At 67.9% G+C, this 24,856-nt stretch carries 21 protein-coding genes, 3 tRNA genes and 1 pseudogene; 9 read left to right on the forward strand and 16 right to left on the reverse strand.

What is annotated here, in order from left to right; genetic code table 11:
• The first annotated feature begins 8 nt into the window (after window positions 1-8).
• The gene (gene gndA / locus H5411_RS35830; protein WP_183126380.1) at window positions 9-1,445 is read left to right on the forward strand and encodes an NADP-dependent phosphogluconate dehydrogenase; all 1,437 of its coding nucleotides are present in this window, start codon (window positions 9-11) and stop codon (window positions 1,443-1,445) included.
• A gap of 51 nt (window positions 1,446-1,496) precedes the next feature.
• On the opposite strand, the gene H5411_RS35835 is transcribed toward gndA, so the two are convergent.
• From H5411_RS35835 to H5411_RS35855, 6 genes and pseudogenes are all read right to left on the reverse strand, one after another.
• Window positions 1,497-2,219, reverse strand: a complete 723-nt coding sequence (locus H5411_RS35835; RefSeq protein ID WP_101436225.1) for a Clp protease N-terminal domain-containing protein — start codon at window positions 2,217-2,219, stop codon at window positions 1,497-1,499.
• A 60-nt stretch (window positions 2,220-2,279) separates the two neighbouring features.
• The gene (locus H5411_RS49430; RefSeq protein ID WP_376772270.1) at window positions 2,280-2,585 is read right to left on the reverse strand and encodes an ArsR family transcriptional regulator; all 306 of its coding nucleotides are present in this window, start codon (window positions 2,583-2,585) and stop codon (window positions 2,280-2,282) included.
• Between the two features lie 198 nt (window positions 2,586-2,783).
• Window positions 2,784-3,998: pseudogene (locus H5411_RS35840) on the reverse strand (ATP-binding protein); the annotation flags it as partial.
• A gap of 87 nt (window positions 3,999-4,085) precedes the next feature.
• A complete protein-coding gene (locus H5411_RS35845; protein WP_183126381.1) occupies window positions 4,086-5,258 on the reverse strand; it encodes a 4-hydroxybenzoate 3-monooxygenase in 1,173 nt (390 codons plus the stop codon).
• 12 nt (window positions 5,259-5,270) lie between these two features.
• Window positions 5,271-6,494, reverse strand: a complete 1,224-nt coding sequence (locus tag H5411_RS35850; RefSeq protein ID WP_183126382.1) for an NAD(P)/FAD-dependent oxidoreductase — start codon at window positions 6,492-6,494, stop codon at window positions 5,271-5,273.
• A 67-nt stretch (window positions 6,495-6,561) separates the two neighbouring features.
• Window positions 6,562-7,641, reverse strand: coding sequence for an erythromycin esterase family protein (locus H5411_RS35855; protein ID WP_183126383.1), 1,080 nt, complete (start codon window positions 7,639-7,641; stop codon window positions 6,562-6,564).
• An 88-nt stretch (window positions 7,642-7,729) separates the two neighbouring features.
• On the opposite strand from H5411_RS35855, the gene H5411_RS35860 reads away from it, so the two are divergent.
• Complete coding sequence (locus tag H5411_RS35860) at window positions 7,730-8,401, forward strand: MerR family transcriptional regulator (RefSeq protein WP_183126384.1); 672 nt, start codon at window positions 7,730-7,732, stop codon at window positions 8,399-8,401.
• Here H5411_RS35860 and H5411_RS35865 read toward each other — a convergent pair whose 3' ends face one another.
• Entirely contained in the window at window positions 8,402-8,710 is a 309-nt protein-coding gene (locus H5411_RS35865) for an NIPSNAP family protein (RefSeq protein WP_101436231.1), read from the reverse strand.
• Complete coding sequence (locus H5411_RS35870) at window positions 8,707-9,828, reverse strand: 5-methyltetrahydropteroyltriglutamate--homocysteine S-methyltransferase (RefSeq protein WP_183126385.1); 1,122 nt, start codon at window positions 9,826-9,828, stop codon at window positions 8,707-8,709. Before H5411_RS35870 ends, H5411_RS35865 begins: the two co-directional genes overlap by 4 nt.
• A 74-nt stretch (window positions 9,829-9,902) precedes the next feature.
• On the opposite strand from H5411_RS35870, the gene H5411_RS35875 reads away from it, so the two are divergent.
• Entirely contained in the window at window positions 9,903-11,243 is a 1,341-nt protein-coding gene (locus H5411_RS35875; protein ID WP_183126386.1) for a nucleobase:cation symporter-2 family protein, read from the forward strand.
• Between the two features lie 219 nt (window positions 11,244-11,462).
• Here H5411_RS35875 and H5411_RS35880 read toward each other — a convergent pair whose 3' ends face one another.
• Together H5411_RS35880 and H5411_RS35885 are read right to left on the reverse strand one after the other, a co-directional pair.
• A complete protein-coding gene (locus H5411_RS35880) occupies window positions 11,463-13,385 on the reverse strand; it encodes an APC family permease (RefSeq protein ID WP_312878683.1) in 1,923 nt (640 codons plus the stop codon).
• A 62-nt stretch (window positions 13,386-13,447) separates the two neighbouring features.
• Window positions 13,448-13,981 (reverse strand): hypothetical protein, encoded by a 534-nt coding sequence (locus tag H5411_RS35885; protein ID WP_183126388.1) that lies wholly within the window; start codon window positions 13,979-13,981, stop codon window positions 13,448-13,450.
• Window positions 13,982-14,130: 149 nt separating this feature from the next.
• Here H5411_RS35885 and H5411_RS35890 point away from each other — a divergent pair, with 149 nt between their 5' ends.
• Window positions 14,131-15,099, forward strand: a complete 969-nt coding sequence (locus tag H5411_RS35890; protein WP_220817936.1) for a rhomboid-like protein — start codon at window positions 14,131-14,133, stop codon at window positions 15,097-15,099.
• Between the two features lie 117 nt (window positions 15,100-15,216).
• Window positions 15,217-17,922, forward strand: coding sequence for a sensor domain-containing protein (locus H5411_RS35895; RefSeq protein ID WP_183126390.1), 2,706 nt, complete (start codon window positions 15,217-15,219; stop codon window positions 17,920-17,922).
• A gap of 20 nt (window positions 17,923-17,942) precedes the next feature.
• Here the strand turns inward: H5411_RS35895 and H5411_RS35900 are convergent, their stop codons facing one another.
• Window positions 17,943-18,743 (reverse strand): arylamine N-acetyltransferase family protein, encoded by an 801-nt coding sequence (locus tag H5411_RS35900; protein WP_183126391.1) that lies wholly within the window; start codon window positions 18,741-18,743, stop codon window positions 17,943-17,945.
• Between the two features lie 155 nt (window positions 18,744-18,898).
• Here H5411_RS35900 and H5411_RS35905 point away from each other — a divergent pair, with 155 nt between their 5' ends.
• The gene (locus H5411_RS35905; RefSeq protein WP_183126392.1) at window positions 18,899-19,732 is read left to right on the forward strand and encodes a serine protease; all 834 of its coding nucleotides are present in this window, start codon (window positions 18,899-18,901) and stop codon (window positions 19,730-19,732) included.
• Window positions 19,733-20,122: 390 nt separating this feature from the next.
• Here H5411_RS35905 and H5411_RS35910 read toward each other — a convergent pair.
• The 4 genes from H5411_RS35910 to H5411_RS35925 form a co-directional block, all read right to left on the reverse strand.
• A tRNA-Phe gene (locus H5411_RS35910) sits at window positions 20,123-20,196 on the reverse strand.
• A gap of 31 nt (window positions 20,197-20,227) precedes the next feature.
• Window positions 20,228-20,301, reverse strand: a tRNA-Asp gene (locus H5411_RS35915).
• Window positions 20,302-20,315: 14 nt separating this feature from the next.
• Window positions 20,316-20,388, reverse strand: a tRNA-Glu gene (locus H5411_RS35920).
• A 329-nt stretch (window positions 20,389-20,717) separates the two neighbouring features.
• The gene (locus H5411_RS35925) at window positions 20,718-20,969 is read right to left on the reverse strand and encodes a hypothetical protein (protein WP_037807458.1); all 252 of its coding nucleotides are present in this window, start codon (window positions 20,967-20,969) and stop codon (window positions 20,718-20,720) included.
• Window positions 20,970-21,418: 449 nt separating this feature from the next.
• On the opposite strand from H5411_RS35925, the gene H5411_RS35930 reads away from it, so the two are divergent.
• Window positions 21,419-21,841, forward strand: a complete 423-nt coding sequence (locus tag H5411_RS35930; RefSeq protein WP_101440860.1) for a hypothetical protein — start codon at window positions 21,419-21,421, stop codon at window positions 21,839-21,841.
• Window positions 21,842-22,518: 677 nt separating this feature from the next.
• Here H5411_RS35930 and H5411_RS35935 read toward each other — a convergent pair.
• Window positions 22,519-22,722: a cold-shock protein gene (locus H5411_RS35935; RefSeq protein WP_003097368.1), complete on the reverse strand. Its 204-nt coding sequence runs from the start codon at window positions 22,720-22,722 to the stop codon at window positions 22,519-22,521.
• 458 nt (window positions 22,723-23,180) lie between these two features.
• Between H5411_RS35935 and H5411_RS35940 the strand changes: the two genes are divergently transcribed.
• Together H5411_RS35940 and H5411_RS35945 are read left to right on the forward strand one after the other, a co-directional pair.
• Complete coding sequence (locus H5411_RS35940; protein WP_183126393.1) at window positions 23,181-24,389, forward strand: L,D-transpeptidase; 1,209 nt, start codon at window positions 23,181-23,183, stop codon at window positions 24,387-24,389.
• 154 nt (window positions 24,390-24,543) lie between these two features.
• Complete coding sequence (locus tag H5411_RS35945) at window positions 24,544-24,855, forward strand: hypothetical protein (protein WP_183126394.1); 312 nt, start codon at window positions 24,544-24,546, stop codon at window positions 24,853-24,855.
• Window position 24,856 lies beyond the last annotated feature (1 nt).

The following is a 24,856-nucleotide window of genomic DNA, read 5'->3' on the forward strand; positions in this document are numbered from 1 at the left end:
GGTTTCGGATGAGCAAGAAGGCGAGCATCGGGGTCACCGGCCTCGCGGTCATGGGCCGCAACCTGGCGCGGAACCTGGCCCGGCACGGCCATACGGTCGCCCTGCACAACCGCTCCGAGGAGCGGACCCGCTCGCTCGTCGAGCAGTTCGGCGACGAAGGCGACTTCATCCCGGCGTACTCCGCGCAGGAGTTCGTCGACGCGCTGGAGCGGCCGCGGCAGATCGTGATCATGGTAAAGGCGGGCGGCCCGACCGACGCGGTCATCGAGGAGTTCGCGCCGCTGCTCGAGCCCGGCGACGTGATCGTGGACGCGGGCAACGCGCACTTCGCGGACACCCGCCGCCGGGAGCAGGCGCTGCGCGAACGCGGCCTGCACTTCGTCGGCACCGGCGTGTCCGGCGGCGAGGAAGGCGCGCTGCACGGGCCGAGCATCATGCCCGGCGGGTCGAAGGAGTCGTACGAGTCGCTCGGCCCGTTGTTCGAGGACATCTCGGCGAAGGTCGACGGTGAACCGTGCTGCACGCACGTCGGCGCGGACGGTGCCGGGCACTTCGTCAAGATGGTGCACAACGGCATCGAGTACGCCGACATGCAGCTGATCGCCGAGTCGTTCGACCTGCTGCGCGGTGCGGCGGGTTACTCCCCGGCCGAGATCGCCGACGTGTTCGGCACCTGGAACACCGGACGGCTCGACTCGTACTTGATCGAGATCACCGCCCAGGTGCTCAAGCACGTCGACGGCGCGTCCGGCAAGCCGTTCGTCGACGTCGTCGAGGACGCGGCGGAGCAGAAGGGCACCGGCCGCTGGACCGTGCAGATCGGGCTCGACCTCGGCGTGCCGATCAGCGGCATCGCGGAAGCCGTGTTCGCGCGGTCGCTGTCCGGCTCGACGGGGTTGCGTTCGGCGGCCCGCGGACTGGGCGGGCCGACGCGCACGCCGCTCACCGGTGCCGCGCTGGAGACCTTCGCGGACGACGTCGAGCAGGCGCTTTACGCGTCGAAGGTGGTCGCGTACGCGCAGGGCTTCAACCAGATCCAGGCCGGTGCCGCGGAGTACGGCTGGGACATCGACCTGGGCCGCGTTGCTTCGATCTGGCGCGGCGGCTGCATCATCCGGGCGAAGTTCCTGAACGACATCACGTCCGCCTACGCCGCGGAGCCGGGTCTCCCGACACTGCTCACCTCCGGCGGCTTCCGGGCGGCGGTCGAAAACGCGCAGGATTCGTGGCGTTCGGTGATCTCGACGGCAGTCCGCCTGGGCATCCCGACGCCCGGCTTCTCGACCGCCCTGGCGTACTACGACGGCCTGCGCGCGGACCGGCTGCCGGCCGCGCTGGTGCAGGGACAGCGCGACTTCTTCGGCGCGCACACCTACCGGCGGGTCGACCGTCCGGGCTCGTTCCACACCCTGTGGGCCGGGGATCTGTCGGAGGTCGAAGCCTGATTTTGGTGCCGCGGAAGGGCTCTCCCCTCGTGCCGGGGAGAGCCCTTCTCGTCATTTTTGCACCGTGCTGAGAATTTCCGCGAGGAATTCCTTGATCTTCGTTTCGGCCTTTTCCTTGTCGACCCCCAGTGCGGCAAGGACTTCGTAGCCCGCGCCCTCGCCCTGTTCCAGCAGCGCGAGGAGGATGTGCTCGGTGCCGATGTAGTTGTGCCCGAGCCGCAGGCCCTCGCGCAGGGTCAGTTCCAGGGTTTTCTTGCCCGCAGGCGCGAACGGCACCGGATCCGGCGCGTCGTCGACCGGTTCCGGCAACCGCGCCTCGGCGGCTTCCCGCACTGCCTCCAGCGTCACCCCCTGGGCGACAATCGCGCCCGCCGCTAGCGCATCCGGCTCGGAGAGCAGGCCGAGAAGCAGGTGCACGGTGTCGATTCCGGGGCTTTTGCCTTCGACGGCCGCCTTCTGAGCCGCGACGATAACGTGCCGCGCCCGGTCGGTGTAGCGGCCGAACATCCGCTGGATTCCGCCGGAGGAATCGTCGCTCTTCGGAACGAATCTCTTCTGGGCGGCTTGTTTGGACACGCCCATACTGGCCCCGATGTCGGTCCAGGAAGCCCCGCTGCGCCGTGCCTGGTCGACAAAGTGGCCGATCAGGTGGTCAGCGACGTCGCCAAGATGCTGGCCGACGTACACGGCGTCAGTGAGCTGGGCGAGGGCGTCTTTTTCGTTGTTGGCCTTGATGGCGCTGATGAGGTCGTCGAGTTTCACTGAGTCGGTCATGTCGTCAACTGTAGGTTGACGATCAGGTTCCGTCAACCTTGGGTTGACCAGGTACTCCTGTTATTCGCCGAGCATGACCTTGCCGGTACGCCGGTAACGAGCGTTCGGACTGCGCGGCGACTCGCCGATCAGCTCGACCAGCCCCTCGTCTCGGAGGATCCGCAACCACCGGGACACGGTCTTGTCCGGCATGTCCAGCAGCGCCGCCATTTCAGCCCGGGTCAACTCCGAAGCGCCGAGGGCGTCCAACACCTCGCGTCGTCGGTCCCGCCTGCCTGTCGACCGGAGACCCGCGCTGACTGAAGCGACGAGTTCGTATCGCGCCCACCGACGGCTTCCGGTCTGTCGCAACAAGCCCCGGGCCACCAGGTCGCCGAGTTCGGCAGTCGCACGCCGCGAGTCCACCCCGGTCGCACTGCGGTAGGAATGGTTGTCCAGGACGTCTCCGGCTTTGCTCATGGCCAACCCTAGACACTGACTGTCGGTGAGGCCGTACTCGCCGAGCCCCCGGATCCAGGCGACCACCTCGTCACTGATCAATGCGTGGTTGGGAAATTCGACCCGGAACAAGGAAATCTTGTCGACGAACCGTGGCGGGCTCAACGAGGCATCGCGCAACGCCCTCAGCATCGTGCGGATGCCCGAACCCCGGTTTTCGCACACAGTGCGCGCCGTTCCTGGCAATGGCACATCCTCGAGCAGTTTGAGCAACGTAGCGTTCCGCGCCGAGGAAACGCCTTCCTCCCCCAGGATGTCTTCGGTGACCGGCCCATAGAGCCCGCCGGGATTGCGGATGACGAGCCGATCCGGGTACATCTCGATCTGCACCTGAGTGCCACGAGACTCTGGCGAGTAATCGCGATGAGCCAACGCGTTGACCACAGCCTCGCGTAACGCTGGTTCCGGGTACTCCCAGCTGTCGATACGTCCAGCGCCGCGCACTGTCGCCCGGCGCGACATGTTCGCCCGGAGCACAGTCAGCGCGTCGCGGACCATCGCGGGTATCGACCCTTCCAGAACCCGGTTGTCGAGGAATCTGTCTCCGGTACGGAGGTCTGCTCCCTCTGGAGTCGGGTAGTGCACGAAGGAAATCATCAGCTGCGGGAAGAAGTGCTGCGGATATCGCCCGAGCGCCAGCAATCCGGCGACCGTTACCCGATCCTCGACAAGAACTTTGACCCTGCGCAGAACATCCTCGCGCGAAAGATCCGCGAACGCGTATGGCCGCTGCTGCCGAAGTCGCCCGACGAACGTAGCAACGAGCTCGGGATCCAGGTCGGCAAGGCTCGCTTCAGGAACGGCTTCCTCGTCGTCTCGCGGCTGCCCCCGGTTGGCCACCATGAGGTGAACCTCGTAACCGCTGAGCCGCCGATCCCCATCGCCGACCCGGACGTAGCTGCCTTGCGCCATTCCGAGCCGCTTGGCAAAACAGGGTCTGCTGCGACTGTCGAGGGCGGGGATCTCAGCGACGACGAGGTCGGCCCCTTCGAAACGATGCGTCCTGATCAATGGCCGCAGCGGCGGCTCCATCTCATCCGCGCAGACCGCGGCAAGACCGGCAGTCATTTTCGCCGGGTCGCGCACCCCGTTCGCGCTGAACCCCGCGGTCTCGTCCAGCCCGAGAACCAGCACTCCACCACGCGTATTCGCGAAGGCGGAGACAGTGTCCCGCACCGATTTAGGCAGGCGATCCTCAGCGCGCTTGGCTTCGACGTCGGCGTCGTCGCCGCCAAGTCGACGAAGATTCCCGACGATCTCCGCCAGTTCGTCGTCCAGCATCCTGCCCTCACAGACCTCTGCATGCTCACTTACATGCTCACTTTAACTTAAGTGAGCATGTAAGTGAGCATGCAGTCGCCCGCACACTCAGACGAACGGCAACCCCACGTAGTTCTCCGCCAAGCTCGTCGCCGCTGCCCTCGACGAGGCCGTGTACCGCAGTTGCGACAGTTGCAACCGCTGGGCAAAAGCGTCCGCACCCGGGTCCACGTGCAGCATCGTCGTCATGAACCACGAGAAGTGCTCCGCTCGCCACACCCGGCGCAGGCAAGTGTCCGAATAGGACTCCGCCAGCGCCGAATCTCCCCGCAGCAAAGCGACCAAGGCCCGCGAAAGCACCACCACGTCCGCGACGGCCAGGTTCATTCCCTTGGCTCCCGTCGGCGGCACGATGTGCGCCGCGTCGCCAGCCAGGAACAGGCGGCCGTGGCGCATTGGTTCTGCCACGAAGCTCCGCATCGGCGTGATGCCCTTGTCCAGGATCGGCCCCTCCCGCAGGGTGAACTCCCCGTCGACCGCCAAGCGCGTCGACAGCTCCGTCCAGATCCGGTCGTCCGACCAGGCCGCCAGGTTCTCCGCCGGATCGACCTGCAGGTACAGCCGCGTGACGTCCGGGGAACGCATGCTGTGCAAGGCAAATCCCCGCGGATGATGGGTGTAGATCAGCTCCTCGTGCGACGGTGGCGTCCGCGCGAGCACGCCCAGCCAGGCGAAGGGGTACTCCCGTTCGAAGATCGTCAGCACACCGTCCGGAATGGACGGACGCGAGACGCCGTGGAAACCGTCGCAGCCTGCCACCGCGTCGCATTCCAGGGTTTGCACCACCCCAGAAGAATCCCGATAACGCACAACCGGACGCGAACTGTCCAATGCAGACAGTGAAACGTCCGAAACCTCGAAGTGCAGCGGAAGATCCGCGGCCTCGTGCGCGTCCACGAGGTCCTTCACGATCTCCTGCTGCCCGTACACCGTGATTGCCTTGCCGGTCAGCTCGGTGAGCGCGATGCGGTGGTCGGTACCGTCGAACCGAAGCGAGAAACCTTCGTGCGGCAAGCCTTCCGCGGCCAATCGATCGCCGAGGCCGATCTCGGTGAGCAGGTCGACTGTCGGTTGTTCGCAGACCCCGGCGCGCACGCGTTGCCGTACGTACTCGCGGTCGCGTGCTTCGAGCACCACCGCCTCGACGCCCGCCTGGCGCAGCAAATACGACAGCAGCAAGCCGGCCGGGCCGGCACCGATCACGGCGACCTGCGTGCGCAAGGGAGCCTCCGATCAAGCCGCGGTGCGCGACTTCAGGTGTGCTTTCAGGTCGAACGAACTGGCTTCCAGATCCGCGTACGCCGGGCGCGGGTCAGCGGCGAACAACCGGCGCGCGGCGATGTGGTCCGGCGCGCGGTTGACCGATTCGACGGCGATCAGCACGTCGTCGCGGAAGGACAGCACCGAGAACTTCCCGGCGTCCCGGTCGCCGGTCACCACGGTCCGGTCCGCGGCGTCGAGAATGCCCGCGATCTGCAGTTTCGCGCCCGTCTGATCGGTCCAGAACCACGGCAGGCTGTCGTACCGCGCCGGTTCCCCGGTGATCGCGGCGGCCGCCGAACGAGCCTGGTCGACGGCGTTCTGCACGGACTCCAGCCGGGTCGCGGCCCCGGCCTGCACGCACGGGAAGCACGCGCAGTCGCCGATCGCGAAGATCTTCGGGTCGGCGGTGCGCAGGTGTTCGTCCACGACGACCCCGTTGCGCACCTCAAGCCCGGCAGCCTCGGCCAGCGCCGTCTCCGGCAGCACGCCGACCGCGACGACCACGAGGTCCGCTGGCAGCCGCCGTCCGTCGGAGAGTTCGACAGACTCCACGTGTCCGGTCCCGTGCAGCGCGGTAACCCCGACGCCCAGCAACAGCGTGTGTCCAGCCGCCCGGTGATGTCCGGCGAAAAACTCCGAGATCTCCGGCGACGCGACCCGCGCGAGCAGCCGGTCCTGCGCCTCCACCACGGTGACCGGACGGCCGGCGTGCGAGGCGAACTCCAGCCCGATGAACCCGCCGCCGATCACCACGACGTCACTCGCCGCGTCGAGCGAAGCCCGCAGCCGGTCGGCGTCCGCGCGGGTGCGCAGCGTCAGGACGCCTTCGAGGTCGGCACCGGGCACCGGCAGCGCACGGTTGCGCGCGCCGGTGGCCAGCACCAAATGGTCGTAACCCAGCTCGGTACCGTCCTCGAGCCGGACTTTCGCCGCATCACGCTCGATCGCGGCGACCCGGCCGCGGACCAGCTCGATGTCCTTCTCGGCGAAGTAGTCCTCCGGCCGCAGCACCAGCTGCTCGACGCCCGCACTGCCCGTCAGGTACGCCTTCGACAGCGGCGGCCGCTGATAAGGCACCCCCGGCTCGTCGCCGATCAAAACCACACGCCCGGCGAATCCTTTGTCCCGCAAGGACGCGGCGGCCTGGAAGCCGCTTTGCCCGCTGCCGACGACGAGAACGGTCTCGGTGCTCATCTCGCTCCTCCCGACATCTCGGGCTCCATCTGAGCACACCTCGGCCAAGATCGTCGAGGAGCAGCCGTCACACCCGATGCAGGAACGCGATCGCGTCCGCCGCTTCGACCGCGTCGAACGGCAGATACCCGCGACCGTCGCCGGCCCGCGCGGGCAATCTGGGGTCGATTCCAGCGGTTTCGACCAGTTCACGGTCCTGAACCGTCGCGGCGAGGTACGCCTGCAGCGTCCCGGGCGCGGGGTCCTCTACCCCATCGGACGAGCCGAAATCGGTGGCAATGAACACATACCGGTCACCAAGGCGGTGCGCGACCTGCGCGCCCGCGCTCCACCACTGCGCACCCATCATCGACGCCGCGCGCCGCTGCAAATGCTGGTTGTGCGCGGAGACGAAGGTGCCCGGCAGCGCGAGCAGGTTGTCCGCCATCATCGCGTCGCGTTGCGCCCCGAGCCGACCCAGCCGTTCCGATGACGTGTCGGCCATCAGCGAGTGGTAGCGGCAGAGCCCGACCGCGGTCCGGGCGAGCAGGTCGCCGCCTTCGGGCAATGCCGGACGAGCCCGTTCGAATTGGCTGGCGAGATCGTCGGCGACCAACCGCAGCTCCCGCGCCTCCGGACTGTCCCCTTTGGACTTCGCCCCGTCCCACATCGCCGCCTCGTCCGCCCAGGCCGCGTCGTCGCCGGCCAGCCGCTCGATGGTCGCGACGTCATGCGGCACGTCGTCAAGATGCTTGGCCAGGAAGCCGTGCAGTTCGGTGAGCACTGCGCGCGGGCTGGGCGCGCTGGCCATCTCCAGCGGGGCGTCGAAGCCATGGAAGTGGACCTGGTCTTCAGACTTGCGGCCAGCGTTGTGGTCACGCAGCCACTCGACCAGCGCACGGTTCGAGGGGAACGCTCCGAAGCCGTGGCTGAACCCGGTGGCGAGCACCTTGTCGAGGTCGCCTTCGCCGGTGGTCACGTACCGGTCGACCAGGCGTCCGGCCAGGCAGTCGCTCTCCAGCGCGATCGAGCGGTAGCCGTGCTCGAGGACGAGGTGCCGGAAGACTTCGTTGCGGAACAACGGGAAACCCTCGGTCCAGTGCGTGGGTTCACCCAAAGCGAGCAGGGTCGGCGAACGGCGGGCGAGGAAGTCGTCAAAGGTCTTCATTGCTTCGACCGTATCGTTGAACTCTCCGTTGGCACTTCCTCGCGGAGCACCTGGTTGAATGGCTGAAAACCCTCAAATCGGAGGTGACATGCGGCCGAAGGACCTCGCTCGCGAGCACGGCTTGTCGACCCAGGCCGTTCGCAACTACGAGGAGGACGGCATCCTCCCGCCCGCCGAGCGCGGACCGCAGGGCTATCGGACGTACACCGAACACCACGCGCAGGCGTTGCGCGCCTTCCTCGCCCTGCGCCCCGGCTTCGGCCACGCCCGCGCGGCAGCGATCCTCCGCGCGGTCAACGAGCATTCGGAAGACACCGCGTTCCAGCTGATCGACGAGGGCCACGCCGAGCTGTCGCGCGACCGCGGCACCCTCACCGAGGTCGAGCACGCGCTGCGCAACTTGACTCAGGAACCGGCCGTACGCCAGACCGTGCCGTCGATTGGCGCTCTCGCGCACCAGCTGGACGTGCACCCCGCCACGCTGCGCAAATGGGAGGCCGCCGGGATCCTCCAACCGGAGCGGGATCGAGCCGGGAACCGCCGCTACCCACCGGCCGCGGTACGCGACGCCCGCCTCGCCCATCAACTGCGCCGCGGCGGCTACCCACTTGCCCGCATCGCGGCGGTGCTGGACCAGGTCCGGAGTGCGGGCGGGATCGCGCCACTGGAGGAAGCCTTGCGTACCTGGCGTTTCCGGCTCAACGCCCGGGCACGCGCGATGCTGGACGGGGCTGCCCAGCTGTCGCGCTACCTCGCATGATCACTCCGGCAGCAACGGCCGCATGAACGTCCGCCGGTACCGGATCACACATCCGCTCTCGTCCCGGATCCGGTCCGCCGCGACGAACTCCGGGTCCACTCCGAACAGCGTCCGGTACCGCTCGTACGCGGCCAGGCTTTCGAAGCTGAACAACGCCCGAGCCTCGTCGCTGGCCCCTTCCGCGGGCAGGAAATACCCGTGGTGCACCCCGCCCTCGCGCCGCACCAGCCGCATCCACTCGGCGGCGAACCGTTCGAAGTCCGCGATCTTCTCCGGGTCGATCACGTAGTCGACGACGCAGGTGATCACGAACGGCCCCAGACCCGCTCCGCCGTCGAAACGATCAGCTCCAGCTTCCGCAGCTGGTCACTGGCGGTCAGGTCGTTTCCCTCCTCGGTGGAGGAAAATCCGCACTGCGGCGACAAGCACAGCTGGTCGATGTCCACGTAGCGCGACGCTTCCTCGATCCGCCGCACCAGCGCGTCCGGGTCTTCCAGCTCCGGCCGTTTGCTGGTCACGAGCCCGAGCACGACCCGCTTTCCCTTCGGCACGAACCGCAACGGCTCGAAGCCGCCGGAGCGTTCGTCGTCGTACTCCAGGAAGAAGCCGTCCACGGCCAGGTCGCCGAACAGCGCTTCGGCGACGAACTCGTAGCTCCCGGACGCCACCCACGACGAGCGGAAATTGCCGCGGCACAGGTGCGTCGTCACGGTCAGGTCGTCTGGTTTCCCGGCCAGCGCGGCGTTGATCGTCGAGATGTTGCGCAGGTGCATGGTGTCCGGGTCGCCGCCCATGCGCGCGACGAGTTCGCGCTGTTTCGGGTCGTTGAGGTACGCCAGGCTGGTGTCGTCCAGCTGCAGGTACGTGCAGCCCAGCGCACTCATCGCACGCAACTGCTCCGCGTACGCCGCGCTGAGGTCGGTGAAGAACTCGTCCAGCTCCGGGTACACGGTCTCGCTCACCGCCGCGCGGCCGCCGCGGTAATAGACCATGCTCGGCGACGGGATGGTCAGCTTCGGCGTGATGCCCGGGTCGGTGTGCGCCTTGAGGAACTCGAAATGGTCGGCGAAGATCGGCTCGTCGAGGCGCACCTTGCCGTCGACCTGCAGGCCTGGCGGGCTGAACTCCAGGTCACCGGCCAGGTTGTGGAATTTCACGTGCAGCCGCTCGTCGCTGCGCGAGACGCCGCCGAGCTGGTAGATGAAGTCCATGTGCCAGGAGGACCGGCGGAACTCGCCGTCGGTCGCCGATTCCAGGCCGGCCGCCTTCTGCATCTTCACGACGTCGCGGATCGCGTCGTCCTCGACGGCTCGCAGCTGTTCGGCGGTGATCTTCCCCACCGCGTGGTCGCGCCGTGCTTCGCGCAGCACCGCCGGCCGCAGCAGGCTCCCGACATGATCGGCACGGAACGGAGGTCGTGCAGTCATGTCTGGCATCGTCACACACAAACCGGCGGTATGTGCAGCCATAATCCGGCGGGACCACACAGAAGGAGCCGCTCATGACCAACGCCGCCCACCCGGTCGACCGGGGCCTCCCCGCCGGACGGCTGCTCCTGCTCGGACTGCAGCACATGGCGATCATGTACACCGGCTGCATCGCCGTGCCGCTGGTCATCGGCAGCGCGTTGCACCTGGACAACGCGTCGATCGCGCTGCTGGTGAACGCGGATCTGTTCGTCGCCGGACTGGCCACTTTGGTCCAGTCGGTCGGCATCGGGAAGGTGTTCGGGGTCCGGCTGCCGGTCGTCGCGGGCGCGACGTTCACCGTGGTCAACCCGATGATCCTGATCGCCGCGCAGTACGGCCTCACCGCGGTGTACGGCGCGATGATCGCCTCCGGCGTCTTCGGACTGCTGATCGCCCGGCCGTTCGCCGCGCTGATCCGGTTTTTCCCGCCGCTGGTGTCCGGGACGCTGCTGCTGGTCATCGGCATCTCGCTGCTCGGCCCCGGCACGGCGATGATCGGCGGCCACGACACCGGCGACCCGTCGTACGGCGCTCCCGCGAACCTCGGGCTGGCGTTCGGCGTGATCGCGCTGGTAGTGCTGTTCACCCGGGTGCTGCGCGGGTTCCTCGGCCAGATCGGGCCGCTGGTCGCGCTCATCGCCGGAGTCCTGATCGCGATCCCGCTCGGCCGCACGCACTTCTCCGCCGTCGGCGACGCGAGCTGGTTCGGACTGGCCTCGCCGTTCCACTTCGGAGCACCGACGTTCCCGGTCGCCGCAGTGGTGTCGATGTGCGTGGTGATGCTGGTGTCGTTCACCGAGACCACCGCCGACCTGATCGCGGTAGGCGAAATCACCGGCCGCCCAGTCACCCCGGCTGACCTGTCTCGCGGCCTGGCGACCGACGGCCTGTCAGCAATCTTCGGCGGCTTCATGAACTCCTTCCCGGACACGGCGTTCGCGCAGAACGTCGGACTGGTGCAAATGACCGGCGTACGCAGCCGCTGGGTAGTCGCGACGACCGGCGCCATGCTGGTCGTGATGGGCCTCGTGCCCAAGATCGGCGCGTTCATCGCCGCAATCCCGGAACCGGTCGTCGGCGGCGTCGCGGTAGTGATGTTCGCGATGGTCGGCGTAGTCGGTGTGCAAACCCTCAAGAAGGTCGACTTTTCCGGCAACCACAACGCTTTCATCGTTTCAGTAGCCCTCGGAGTCGGCTTGCTTCCCGCCTTCGGCCTAGACCGCTTCGGCAACTCCGTGTTCTTCCAACACTTCCCCGTCTGGCTACGAACGATCTGCGGCAGCCCCATCACCGTCGCCGCAGTACTGGCCTTCGCACTGAACCTGCTCTTCAACCACCTAGGCCGACGCCGCGAAGAAGACCTACTGCCCTAACCAACCACCAACCGCAGCAGACGCACCCAACCATCGAGGCACCCAGCCCCTCCCCCGCACCCCGATACGAAGCCCCCCTGCGGTTCGGGGGTGCTTGTCAAGGCATCTTTCCCGCCTTGACAAGCACCCCCGAACCGTCAGCACACTTGGGCTTCGGGGTGCCCCACGCCCCCCAAACGCAATGTCGCCGCCAGGCGACGAGCCGAGACCCGAACAGCCTCAACCCACATGCACCAACGGCCTCCGATGAGGATCCGGCTCCGCCCTCCGCAACACCTCCCGGGTAACCGGAGGCACATCCCCATCCCCAAAAAACAAATACCGAACCAAGAACTTGAACGGATTCCCCTCCGTCCAAGCAAAGTAGATATGCGGCTGCATCCCCGTCTCATCCCGCAAATGCAGCAACACCGCCGCAATGGCATTGGCGATAGACGGACTCTTCATCCGCAAAATCCGGTACCCGGCCCGCTTCTCCCCGTGCACCCGCAACGTCGTCTCGAAATCCGAAGCATCCGAGATCGTCACCTCGAGAAAGAACAACGCACTGTCCCGAGGAATATGGTTGTCCTCCCGGGCCTCCCGCTCCTTCTCCCGGTACTCCGCCTCGTCCCGGGCATCCGGCTCATTGGCGATGATCCGGACCGCTCCCGACCGCACCGCCTTGTCCACGATCCGCTGCGCAGCCGCGTCGAACTCGACCTTCTCGACCCGCAACTCCAACGACCGCGTAGCCCGAGAGACCAACGACGTCGCCACGATCGCCCCGATGAAGAACGCCGCGATCTTCACCCCCTCCGGCTTCTCCACGATATTCGCGATCGTCGTGTACAAGAACACTAGCGTGATCACCAGATAAGCCCAGAACACGCGCTGCTTGTGCCGTCGAGCAGACAACGTCACCGCGACCGACGCCGACGAGATCAACACCAGCACCCCAGTCGCGTACGCTCCGCCCTGCGCTTCCACGTCGGCATCGAAAATCCACGTGATCACGAACGCGATCGCCGAAACCACGATCACCAACGGCCGCGTAGCACGAGCCCAGTCCGGAGCCATCCCGTACCGCGGCAAATACCGGGGCACGATATTCAACAGCCCGGCCATCGCCGACGCCCCGGCGAACCACAGGATCGCGATAGTGCTGACGTCATACACCGTGCCGAAGCCATCACCGAGATAGCTATGCGCCAGATAAGCCAGCGCACGCCCGTTGGCCTTGCCCCCAGCCTGAAACTCCCGCTGCGGAATCAACACGGCGGTAGCGAAACTCGACGTGATCAAGAACGCGCTCATGATCAACGCCGCGGTCAGCAGCAACCGCCGCGTGTTCCGGATCCGCCCGACCGGGTCCGCCTCCGTGTCCCCGCTGGCTCCCCGGACCAGCGGCATCACCGAAACTCCGGTCTCAAACCCGGACAGCCCCAGCGCGAGCTTGGGGAACACCACCAGCGCCACCCCGACCATCAGCCACGGATTGGGATGCTCGCTGATCAACAGGTTCTGCCAGTCGACAATCAGCTGTGGCGCACCAAAAACATGAACCAACGCGGTAACGACGACCACGACGTTCAGCGCGAGGTAAACCCCGACCAGCACCACCGCGACCCCGATGGCCTCGGCGAATCCTTTGAGGAACACCGCGCCCAGCAACGCGATGAGCACCAACGTGATCCAGACCTGCCCGCCATGCAGCGCAGCCGGAACGAACGGATTCTCGATCACGTGCGCGGTCGCGTCGGCCGCCGACAACGTCATGGTGATGACGAAGTCCGTCGCGGCGAAGCCCAGCAGGGCAAGCACCAGCAGCTTGCCGCCCCACCGGGACAGCAGCTTCTCCAGCATCGCGATCGACCCCTGGCCATGCGGGCTTTCCCGCGCGACCCGGCGGTAAATGGGCAGTGCGCCAGCGAGCGTGAGCACCACGAGCACCACGGTGGCCAACGGCGACAGCACACCGGCCGCGAGCGCGGCGATGCCCGGCTGGTATCCCAGTGTGGAGAAGTAGTCGACGCCGGTGAGGCACATGACCTTCCACCACGGCTGCTCGTCCTTTTTGGTCTCGCGCTTGCCACCGGTCAGCTGCTGGGCGCGCTTGTGCTCGCCTTCGAGGAGCCAGGCGCGCAACTTCGTATTCGGCACGCGGCCGATCATGCCGGGTTCCGCCGAGGCGCGTGGACCGCGCTCAGCCGCCGCTCAGGGTTCTAGAGGCAAATAATGCTCAGGACGCACGGCGGCGCGTGGCTGCTCGACGTCGACGGCTGGCTCGAACTCGACGGAGTCGACGCGCTCGACGACGGCTCCTCCGTCGGCCGGGTCGGACCGGTGGTTTCCGGCCGCTCGCTCGACGACGGATGCGCCGGAGCGGAATCAGCCGGATGAGCCGGGCTGCTGGTCTCGCCGAACGGGTTGACGTTCGCCTGGGTCGAAGGGGCGTCCCCGACGCCCACGGTGCCCTCTTGGGTCTCCTCGCCGGTGGGCGTGGGCGGGTTGGTCTCGTCGACGCCGCCAGCGCCGCCGGTGCGGTCCGGCATCTCGATCACGCGCATCTCGGTGATCCGGGCGGCCCCGTCGTTCGCCGTGGTCCCGTACGAGACGAGCATGGCCGCCGCCCCGCAGCCGACGATCACCGCGAGCATCACCGCGACCATGCGCCACCGGGACCGGGACGGCGGCGGGATCCGTCGTTCGTGTCCTTCGCGCACCAACAGCTCGGCGACCGAAACCTCGTCGTTCACCAGCGAGACCTTTCACCAGGAGTGGCCTATTCCTACCGGATGAGCCCACCGAACGGGTGACGAAGGGCGAAACAGTTCTACCCTGGGTGCTCACTCTAGCGGGTGTGAATCACAGCGCATTCACAGCTGCTCTTGGCCAAAATCCCAGCATGCCCAGCCACTCTGGACGCATGACGCTGCGCGAACCGACCCCGGCACCCCGCCCGGCGCGCAGTGCTGCCACCACGGGAACTCCCCGGAAGCGGCGGTCTTTGACGTGGCTGCGCAGGCAGGCTCACGTCCAGCCGGGCCCCATCCCGCCGCCGGGGACCACCGACGTCCTCGAACCGGCCCCGACCGTGGCCCCGCCCCAATCCGGCGGAACCCTTTTGGAGGACGTCCTCGGATCACCGACAGCGACGGCCGTGCTGGCGGAGAACGCTCTGGTCCAGCCGGCTCCCCGGCCCTCCTTCCTGGCCGCCGTCCCCGCTGGCTGGCGGCCGAAGCGAGCCTGGCTGAGCCTCATCCCCAGCCCGCGGTCGACGCCGTTCACCTTCGGCTACCTCGTCCTGCTCCTCGGCACCTCGCTGCTCATCCGGTTCGGCAGCTCCAAGCTGACCGGCAAACTCCTCGCCGTCTCCAGCACCGACGCGCACAACATGGCGCGCCACCCCCTCACCGCCCTCCTGACCAGCGCGTTCTGGATCGCCGACGGCGGCTGGCTGCCGTACGCGGTGATCTTCGCGATCGCCGTCGCCCCGTTCGAACGGCGGTTCGGCGGCCTCCGGACGGCTCTGGTCTTCTTCAGCGGGCACGTGCTCGCCACGATCGCCACCGAACTGCCGGTCATGGCCCTGATCCACAGCGACGTCCTGCCGCATTCCGCGGGCCGCTGGCTCGACATCGGCGTCAGCTACGGCTTCCTCACCACCGCCGGCGTGCTCGTCGCGCTGCTGAGCGGGCGGGCCAGGATCGCCGGGATCGTAGCCCTCGAGCTCTTCGTCATCAGCGTCTACGTGACCGACGATCCGGCCAGTCTCGCCTCCGTCGTAACCGCCCTCGGACATGCCTGTGCGGCCCACTTCGGCCTGCTCATTTGGGGTCCGCGACTGCGCAGCGTGGCCCGCATCGCCCGATAGCACCCCCTGTCGGGGGCCAGACGAGTGATGCAAGCAGCTCCCCGTGTGGATATACACGGGCTTCACTCGGTGGTGTAATCGACGGGCCATACGCCGACAAGGGGGATCGGAAGCACCATGGAGGCTGACGCCCTGGCCGGCGAACCGGGTGGGATCGCCCGGCGCGCCCAGCTCGCGGGCCTGCGTGCGGACGCCGGCGCGGGGGTCCTGTTCTCCCTGCACGCCTCCGAACCGGCGACCCTCACCTGGCTGCCCGGCCTCGACGCGGTGCTCGGCCTCCCCGGCGCGACCGGCAAGGAGCTGTGCGACCGGCTCACCGAGCTTCTCCGCCCGCTCACCGCGAACCTCCGCCGCACCCCGCCCGGCCGCGATTTCGAACTCGAACAGCCGCAGGACGGCCCCGACGGCACCCCGCGCCGCATCCGGTTGCGCGCGCGGACCGTCGGCGAAGGGGACCACACGACCGGCCTGCTCGGCGTCGCCTCCGCGGTCGCGGAAGCCGCGCCGGAGAAGTCCGCCCTCGCGGAGCTGTCCGACCGCTACCAGCTGCTGATGGAACAGAGCCCGGACGCGATCTGCGTGTACTCGGGCGGCGTCGTCACCTACGCCAACCAGGCCGCGCTCGACCTGTTCGCGGCACGGGCGGCGCACGAGGTCGTCAGCCGCGAGTTCGCGGACTTCGTGGCCGCGGAATCCGCCCACCTGCTGGAGGATCACAGCGCAGAACCCCGTGAAGCGGTGCTGAAACGGTTGGACGGGAGCAAATTCGTGGCGGAAACCGTTTCGGTCCGCACCAGCGACTCGAATCCGCCGTCGTTCCAGGTGGTGATCCGCGACAGCACCGTCAAACACGCCGCCGCGGCCGCCGTCCGCGCGCAGGAAGCGCTGGTCACGCACGTCAGCGACGCCATCGTCACGATCACCGCCGAGGGCATCGTCACCGGCTGGAACCCGGCCGCCGAGACCGTCTACGGCTGGCCGGCCCCGGAAGCACTCGGCAGACGGGTGCACGAGGTGCTCGGCATCGACCCGGACGCGGCCTCGATCCGCGACGGCATCGCCGAGCAAACCCACCGCGGCCGGGACGGCTCGCCGCGTCGGGTCCGGGTGTCGGCGACCGAAACCGTCGACGGTTTCCTGCTGGTCTGCACTGACGAAACCGCACGTCGCCGCGTCGAACAGCACTACGCGACGGTCGTCGCCGCGCTCGACGAGGGCGTGCTGGTGATCGGCCCGACCGGGCTGATCCAGTCGGCGAACCCGTCCGCCTGCCGCATCCTCGGCGTCCCCGAGGCGGAACTGCTCGGCGTGTCGTGCACGACACTCGTGCTGTTCGACGAGGACGGCAACCGGATCCCGGACGACGAGCTGCCGTCCATGCACACGCGCCGCACCGGGATCACGCACAACGGCCTGGTCGTGCGCCTGCGCCGCCCCGACGGCCGCGACGTGTGGGTGTCGCTGACCTCGCGGTTGCTCGATCCGGACGACCCGAAGGGCGCCACGGTGGTCACGTCCTTCACCGACATCACCGAACGGCGCGCGATCAGCGCCCGGCTGGCCCACGAGGCGACCCACGACCCGCTGACCCGGCTCGCCAACCGCACCCTGGTCCTGGACCGGCTCGACCGCCGCGACGGCGCCGAGGCGGCCGCCGTGCTGTTCCTCGACCTGGACAAGTTCAAGCTGATCAACGATTCCCTCGGCCACCCGGTCGGCGACCAGGTCCTGCGCATCGCCGGCGAACGCCTGCGGCGGGCCACCGGACCCGACGACGTCGTGGGCAGGCTGGGCGGCGACGAGTTCGTGATCGTCACGTCCGCGACGACCGGCCAGGCGCAGGTCGGCGTGTTCGCCGCACACCTGCGTTCGGTGCTCGCGGAGCCGGTTTCCGTCCACGGCAGGCAACTGCACCTGGACGCGAGCATGGGCATCGTGCTCGTGGAGCCGGACGACCGCCGCAGCGCGGAGGATCTGCTGCGCGACGCGGATGTCGCGATGTACCAAGCGAAATCCCGCGGCGGGGGCCGGTTCGAGTTCTTCGACGTCGCTCTGCGCGAACGCATGCAGCGCCGGCTGCGGCTGGAACAGGACCTTCGCGACGCTGTCCACAGTGGACAGTTATGGCCCGCTTATCAGCCGGTGGTCGACCTGCGCACCGGCGAAATGGTCGGCGTCGAGGCGTTGCTGCGCTGGACCCACCCGAAACACGGCGCGATCTCGCCCGCGGAATTCATCCCCCTGGCCGAGGAAAGCGACCTGATCAACGTGCTGGGCAAGTACGTCCTGCGCGACACCACACGCGAACTGGCCGCCCTGCGCACCGGCCGGGGCCTCGACCTGAGCTTGAAGGTCAACCTCTCGGTGCGGCAGCTGGACGACCCGCACCTGGTGCCCGCGGTCCGCGACGCACTGGCCACCACCGGCCTGCCGCCCGGCTCGCTGACGCTGGAGGTCACCGAAAGCGCGCTCATGCGCGATACGTCGGCGGCGGCGGAAGTGTTGTCCGCCTTGCGTTCTCTCGGTGTTTTGCTGGCGATCGACGACTTCGGCACTGGCTATTCTTCGCTGGCCCAGCTGCGCCGCCTGACGCTGGACACGCTCAAGATCGACCGATCGTTCATCACCGGAATCGCCGACTCCCGCGACGCGGCCGCGATCGTCACGAGCATCATCGCGATGGCGCACGCGGTGGATCTGACCGTGGTGGCGGAGGGTGTCGAGACCGCGGAGGAACTGGCGTTGCTGCGGGAACTGGGCTGCGACCAGGCGCAGGGATACCACCTGGGGCGGCCGTTGGCTGCCGCGGAGTTGTTCCAGTAGGCGGCCCGCTGCCGCAGCGTTCAGTAAGTCTCGAGCAGCGCCGCCAGCTCGTCCTCGGTCAGGACGACGTCGAGATCCTCCAGCGTCTTGCCGAGATCGACCGGTTCGATCGTGCGCGCCTCGACCGTGCCGTCCGGGCGGCTTTCCTGGTATTCGCGGCCGAGCAGCCGACGGAACCGTCCGGGTTCGAGCCGCATCACCACGATCCGCCCGGTGAACGGGGACTTCGGATGCGTGGACGTGTAGTGGTGGAACACCTGGTAGTCGAGCGGCCGGCTGTGCACCAGCGGCAGCAGTTCGTGGAGGTCTTCCCAGCCGTCGCCGTCCTGTTTCTGCAGCACCCACCAGCCGTCGCGCAGGGTCATCCGGTGGAGCCACCCGGCCTGGTCCATCTCGGCGCCGTCGATCAACGGCATCGGCACCAGAACCCCGGCGCCGAACCCGACGTCCACGAGGAACTGTTGCCCCTCAACGGTGATCACCAGCGTCATATGGGTGTACGGCCCGCTCTTCCGCGGCTGCACCCGCGCGACCGTGCGCTGCACCTGGTAACCCAACTGCTCGGCGACGGCCGCGAACAGCCCGGCCTGTTCGTAGCAGTAGCCGCCCCGCCGCCGTCCGACCAGCTTCTCGCTGACGACGTCCAACTCGATCCCGCGATGCCGGCCGATCACCACGTCGACGTTCTCGAACGGGATCGCCTCGACGTGTGCCCGCGCCAACCGCCCCAGCGCCGCTACGGACGGTTCCTCCCGCCGCTGGCCTATGCGCGCAAGGTAGGCGTCGACGTCTACGGCCTCGATGTTCCATTCCCCAGTCATGCGCTCAGTCTGCAACCTCCAGCTAGCTCTAGGTCAATAGTCACCCAGCGTCACAACGGTTGTGACTGGCACCACTCTCTGGTGTGATGTAGCCCCGATGCCTACCAGTCAGTAGCACACGTCCGAGTGAGTGCTGGCCTTTCGAAGGGAGCCCGATGAAGACCCCTCGACCACTGGCGCGGGCCAGTGCGGTGACTGCACTGGCGACTGCCGCCGCACTGCTGCCCGCGACCGCCTGGGCAGCGTCCCCGACCTGGGCCCCGGCGGACACCGCCGCCGTGCACCCCGGGGTGCAGACGCACACCAACGGGGCGCAATGCACCTCGAACTTCGTGTACAGCAACGGAACCGACGTGTTCCTCGGGCAGGCCGCGCACTGCTCCGGCACCGGCGGTTCGACCGAAACGAACGGCTGCTCGGCCGGTTCGCTCCCGCTCGGCACCCCGGTCTCGATCGCCGGGGCGAGCAAGCCGGGAACGCTCGTCTACAACTCGTGGCTGACCATGCAGACCCGCCACGAAACGGACGCGAACACCTGCCAGTACAACGACCTCGCGCTGATCAAGATCGACCCCGCGGACGTGTCGAACGTCAACCCGAGCCTGCCGTTCTGGGGCGGGCCGACCGGCGTGAACACCACCGGCACGACGCAACTCGCCACCGTGCTCAGCTACGGCAACTCCGAGCTGCGCGGCGGAATCACCCAACTGTCCCCCAAACAGGGCACCAGTCTGGGCGACACCGGCGGCGGCTGGAGCCACACGGTATTCACCGTGACGCCCGGCATCCCCGGCGACTCCGGCAGCGGCTTCCTCGACCGCGACGGCAACGCACTCGGCGTGCTGAGCACGCTGAACCTGGCACCGCAACCAGGCACGAACGGCGTCGGCGACCTTTCGCGTGAGCTGGCGTACGCGACCGCGCACGGCGGACTCGGCACGGTCCAGCTTGTTCCGGGTACGACCAAGTTCCGCGGCCCGTTGATCTAGTTTGCGGACCCGGCGTGCCCGGCACGATTCAGTTCGTGCCGGGCACGTCTAGGTTCGGCACCCCGCTGACTCAGTTTTCGCGAGCGCCCACGACAAAACAGGACCGGCCCGCTGAACCAGCGCCGCGGCACATCAGGCACGACGCGACTCGCGCCGCGTAGACCGCCGCGCCTCAGCTCCGAACGAAGTCATCGCGCCCACCGCTCCCGCGGACAAAGCCGCTGCCTGGCGGTGACCCTGGCAGATCCGGCGCGGTCAGCGGATAAGAGGTGCGGCAGGGAAGCCGCAGCCATCCATGGCACGGTCGCGGGACCGGCGGCCCACTGGCGTCCTCGGCAACGAAAAAGCCCCCATCGCTGGGATGGGGGCTGCTTCCTTGACAATTCGCTGTGGCCAGGGCCGGGGTCGAACCGGCGACCTTCCGCTTTTCAGGCGGACGCTCGTACCAACTGAGCTACCTGGCCGGGAACGCCGGCAAGGAGCCGAACGATCTTGCGACCCTGACGGGACTCGAACCCGCGACCTTCGCCGTGACAGGGCGACGCGCTAACCAACTGCGCCACAGGGCCTTACTGGTACTGCGTACTCCCAACGGGATTCGAACCCGCGTTGCCGCCTTGAAAGGGCGGAGTCCTAGGCCGCTGAACGATGGGAGCCCGACCGGTTTCGGTGTACCGACCGACCGCGCTCTCAGGTGTTCCCCTGGGAGCGATTACAAGCATAGGGCACGTTCCGGGGGCCGTGCACCGGGGGTTCCTTAAGCGATCAGCAAGCCTCCGACCTGCGGCAACGTCCGAGTCGGCGACCTGACCGCACCGCTTCACGCCGATCGACCGCTTCGAAGCCAGGTGGGGCAATCGGTGTGCGCCACGCCACTCTACGCCGGAGACGCTTCCGCACGCCGTGGATCTGAACCTGCCCAGCCCGCGCTTCCCCGCCATGGAGCCACGAGTTCAGGTCAGTTCCCGGCGTCCTGCCAGAGAACTCAGCGCTGCACGGGCGCCTGGCCGTCGTCACCTGGGCTCAGCCCGAGCATCTCCAGCAACTGCGCGCAGTCCTCCACATCAAGCGCACCGGCCGCGACGGCGAGGCGGGCTCGGCGGACCTGATCGTCGGAGACCCGTTGCCCTTCCGACGACCCGCGCTGCGCCGGCACGCCGCCGGACAGTGACGTGCTTCCCCCGTCGGCACCTTCGTACCGAAGGAGGAACTGACGAACTTCGACCGATCCGCTCATAGCCCCTCCACGCGGTTCGCAACAACTGGCCGCGAGGCTAACCAGCGGCGCGCAGCACCGGCAGCCCCCCGGAGAGTGAACCTGTGAACACTCTCCGAAGCATCCCTGGTAAAGCATTCCAAGATCGCGAGGAACGATTTCTCCGGCTTCCCCTCGCCGATCCCCGGAACTCGTGCAACAATCGGTGTTGCTGACACACCCCCGGTCAGCGCCTGTGGAGATCCCCTCCGACCCCCGCGTTCCTCCCCCTGGCGCGGGGGTCTCTCCATTCCTGACCACGGCGCTGACCTGCGGATCTACTCTCCGTACCGCCGATCAACAGACAGTCGCGAAATGCGTTTGCCGGCTGCTCTGAACAGGTGATCGAATTAGGCTCGCCGAGTACCGAAATGCGTGTGTCGTGGCTCACAGTGGTTTCTTTGCCGAGACCCAACCGTTATCGTGTGCGCGTGCCTCTTCCCTCCCTCGGCCGCCTCAGCAGCCGCACGAATCTCAAAGCCGTCTCGAGCGGGCGGCATCGCAATGCCGCCAAGGCCGCCGGCGACGAAGTCGTCGAGGACAAGGAGCTCACCAGCTACCTCGCCGCGCTCGCCCCGGACTCCGACCCGGAGAGCACCGGAACCGGCAGCCGCTTCGGCGACGCGCAGGTCTACCAGCTGCGCATGAACCTCATCGCCAGCCAGCAGCTCAAGGAGATCGCGGTCGCCCGGAACCTGACCCCGCAGGCCCTGGCGCAGGAATGGATCCTGGAGCGCCTCTCGTGGGAGGGCCAGGCCGCCTCCGCCCAGGAGCGCCGCCACTCCGACGCGATGACCGACGAGTTCCACATCCCGGCGGGAACGTTCGACCAGCAGCCCCTCGTCGGACGCTGATCCCCGCCCCCTGAACGAAAACCCCCGGCTTCCCCCGACGGCCGGGGGTTTTCCCTTTTCCGGGGGGGTCGCGATCGAGGTCCCGGCGAGCGGGACGCTCCGGGATCCGCCCGACAGTTCGCCGGAGGCGCACGCGGGCAGAGTGCGGCGAGAGCGCCGCACGCCGGACACCAGCTGAGACGCGACGAGCCAGGCAGCTGTCACGCGGTGGCGACTAGGTCGCAGCGTGCAGTGCGCGGCGGTGCGATGGCACAGTGCAACGCGCCTCGCGCCGGTACGCCGAAGCAGTCGCACGCCAGGTCGCAGCAGGACACGACCCCGCCAGCACCACCCGATCGGGTCGGATGACCCGCACCCACTCACAGTCGGGCAACCAACCGATCCGGCGTCGCCCGTACGTGCCCGACCCCCCGCGTCACGCCCCGGACCCAGGCCCCAGCGACAGCCCCGAACCCGGCAACCCCAGCCACCCGCCCGGCCCGCCCAAGCTGTGGCAAACCCGCCAGCCCGACTCCACGGCCGCAAGCACCCGCGACAGCCGACCCACCACGGGGGACCCACCGCGGTAACCGTCGCTCCAAACATTCCCCACGACGGAACCCGCAATGAAAAAAGGCCCCGACGGGAAATCCCGTCGGGGCCCTTCATTCAGGCCTGAGAAAACGCGCGGGCCTGACTCAGATCGCGCGGACCTTCTGGGCCTGCGGACCCTTCTGGCCCTGGCCGACCTCGAACTCCACTCGCTGGTTCTCCTCGAGGGTGCGGAAGCCGCGTCCCTCGATCTCCGAGTAGTGCACGAAAACGTCGCCTTCGCCGCCGTCCTGCGCGATGAAGCCGAAGCCCTTCTCCGCGTTGAACCACTTCACAGTGCCTTGCGCCACCGCTGTACTCCTCGTAACAGATCCGCTTCGAATGCCACCGAAGCGGCACCCAGGCCGTCCCGGGCGGTTCCAACGAGACGAGCGAAGAGCTTTCGGGCCCCACGGCTCGCGTCAGAAGTTCCGCGAGTGTGAAGCCACGAACACGCAAAACGACGGCCTGGTCAGCAGCCTACCGGGATCTCACCAAATCTGAACCCCGTTGATCGCAAGGATCGGTTCCATCGTGCGCGCATCACCGGAACGTCGTATCGCCGCCTACGCAGCGCGGTCGGACCCCGAAGCTAGGCTGATCCAGTACACCCAGCGCACTTCGATGATGCACAGTGCGCGGTCGATCGAGCCGCTTCCGTAATGGTCACTCGGTGCAGTGTGATGCTGGTCACCCCGTATTCGGTGAACGTGAAGGGTGCTCGGGACGTCTGGGTGTTCGGGGTACCAAGGGGAGATTGGGGATCGGTGTGACAATCCGACACTTCGCACGCCGCCGAGCCGGCGTCGCGGTGCTGGGCTTGATCGCCGCGCTCACGCTCGGGGCGTGCAGCAGCGGCGGGTCGAGCGTCAACGCGGGCGGGACCGCGGGCGGTGGGCCTACTGAGGCGCCGTCCACGCCTGCGAAACCGGCGGCCGTGGCGTACACGCCGGCTTCCGGGGCGGGCGACGTGTCGCCCGGCGAACCGGCGAAGGTGACCGTCGCCAACGGCACCATCGGGGCCGTCACGCTCACCAACGCCGAAGGCAAGCAGGTGCAGGGGCAGCAGTCCCCGGACAAGAAGAGCTGGAGCAGCACCGAAGACCTCGGCTACGGCAAGACCTACACCTGGTCTGGACAGGCCGTCGGCGAGGACGGCAAGCAGGTCCCGATCAACGGCTCGTTCACGACGGTCAAACCGCGCCGGCAGATGCAGGGCAGCCTGAACGTCGGCGACGGGCAGACCTACGGCATCGCGATACCGATCGCACTCACGTTCCCGAGCGCGGTCAAGGACAAGGCTTCCGTCGAGCGCGCGCTGTCGGTGGAGACCACGCCGAAGACCGAGGGCGCGTGGGCGTGGCTCGACGGCGACACCTCGGTGCACTGGCGGCCGAAGGAGTACTTCAAGCCGAACACGAAGGTCGTCGTCTCGGCCAACATCTACGGCGTTTCGATGGGCGACGGCGTCTACGGCAAGCAGGACGTCTCCGCGAGCTTCACCATCGGCCGCTCGCAGATCGTCAAGGGCAACACCCAGGACCACACCATGCAGGTCATCCGCGACGGCCAGCAGGTCATGGACTTCCCGGTGAGCTACGGCCTCGACTCCGACCCGGGCCGCGTCACGCACAGCGGCACGCACGTGGTGATGTCGAAGCACGAGACCTACTCGATGAGCAACCCGCGCTACGGCTACACCGACGTCAACGTGCCGTGGGCGGTCCGGATCTCCAACAACGGCGAGTTCATCCACGGTCTCGCGGCGTCGATCTGGGCGCAGGGCAAGAAGAACATCTCGCACGGCTGTCTCAACCTGTCCCCGAAGAACGCGAAGACCTACTACGACAGCGTCCTTCCCGGAGACCCGGTGGAGATCTCCGGCAGCACCCAGCAGCTGAGCGCGAAGGACGGCGACTACAGCGACTGGACCTACGACTGGGCGTCGTGGACCAAGCTGTCGGCGCTCGCCGCCTGAAAACCGTGCACCGCCGAACGGCCGGGAGACCTCCAAGGCTCCCGGCCGTTCGCCTGTCCAGGGCCAAAAAATCCGATGCAACCCCGGTGAGGCCCGACCGCATGACTAGAGCAGAGAAGCGCCATCCGGCGCTCGTGGAACCAGGAGGAAACTCGTGCGTGTTCGCTTCGCTCTCGCCATCGGCTCCCTGCTGCTCGCCGGAGGAGCGGTGACCGGCGGCGCGGTCGCTTTCGCCGCGGACGCCCCGCCGTCGGTCTCGCAGCCGGCTCCGCAGACGACCGCCGCTCCGGCCGTCAGCCCCGGTGCCCCGACCGCCGCCCCCGCGCCCGCGGAGCGGCAGACGGCCGCCCCGGGCGCGCCGAAGGTGGTCGCTCCGGGCCAGCCGGCGAAGGCGGGCAAGCGCGTCCCGACCGCGGTGCCCGCGGGCCCGACCGGCGACCTGAACCTGCCCTCGGTCTGGGGCTGAT

It is taken from the genome of Amycolatopsis echigonensis (assembly GCF_014174495.1).
In the GTDB taxonomy this organism is placed as follows: Bacteria; Actinomycetota; Actinomycetes; order Mycobacteriales; family Pseudonocardiaceae; genus Amycolatopsis; species Amycolatopsis echigonensis.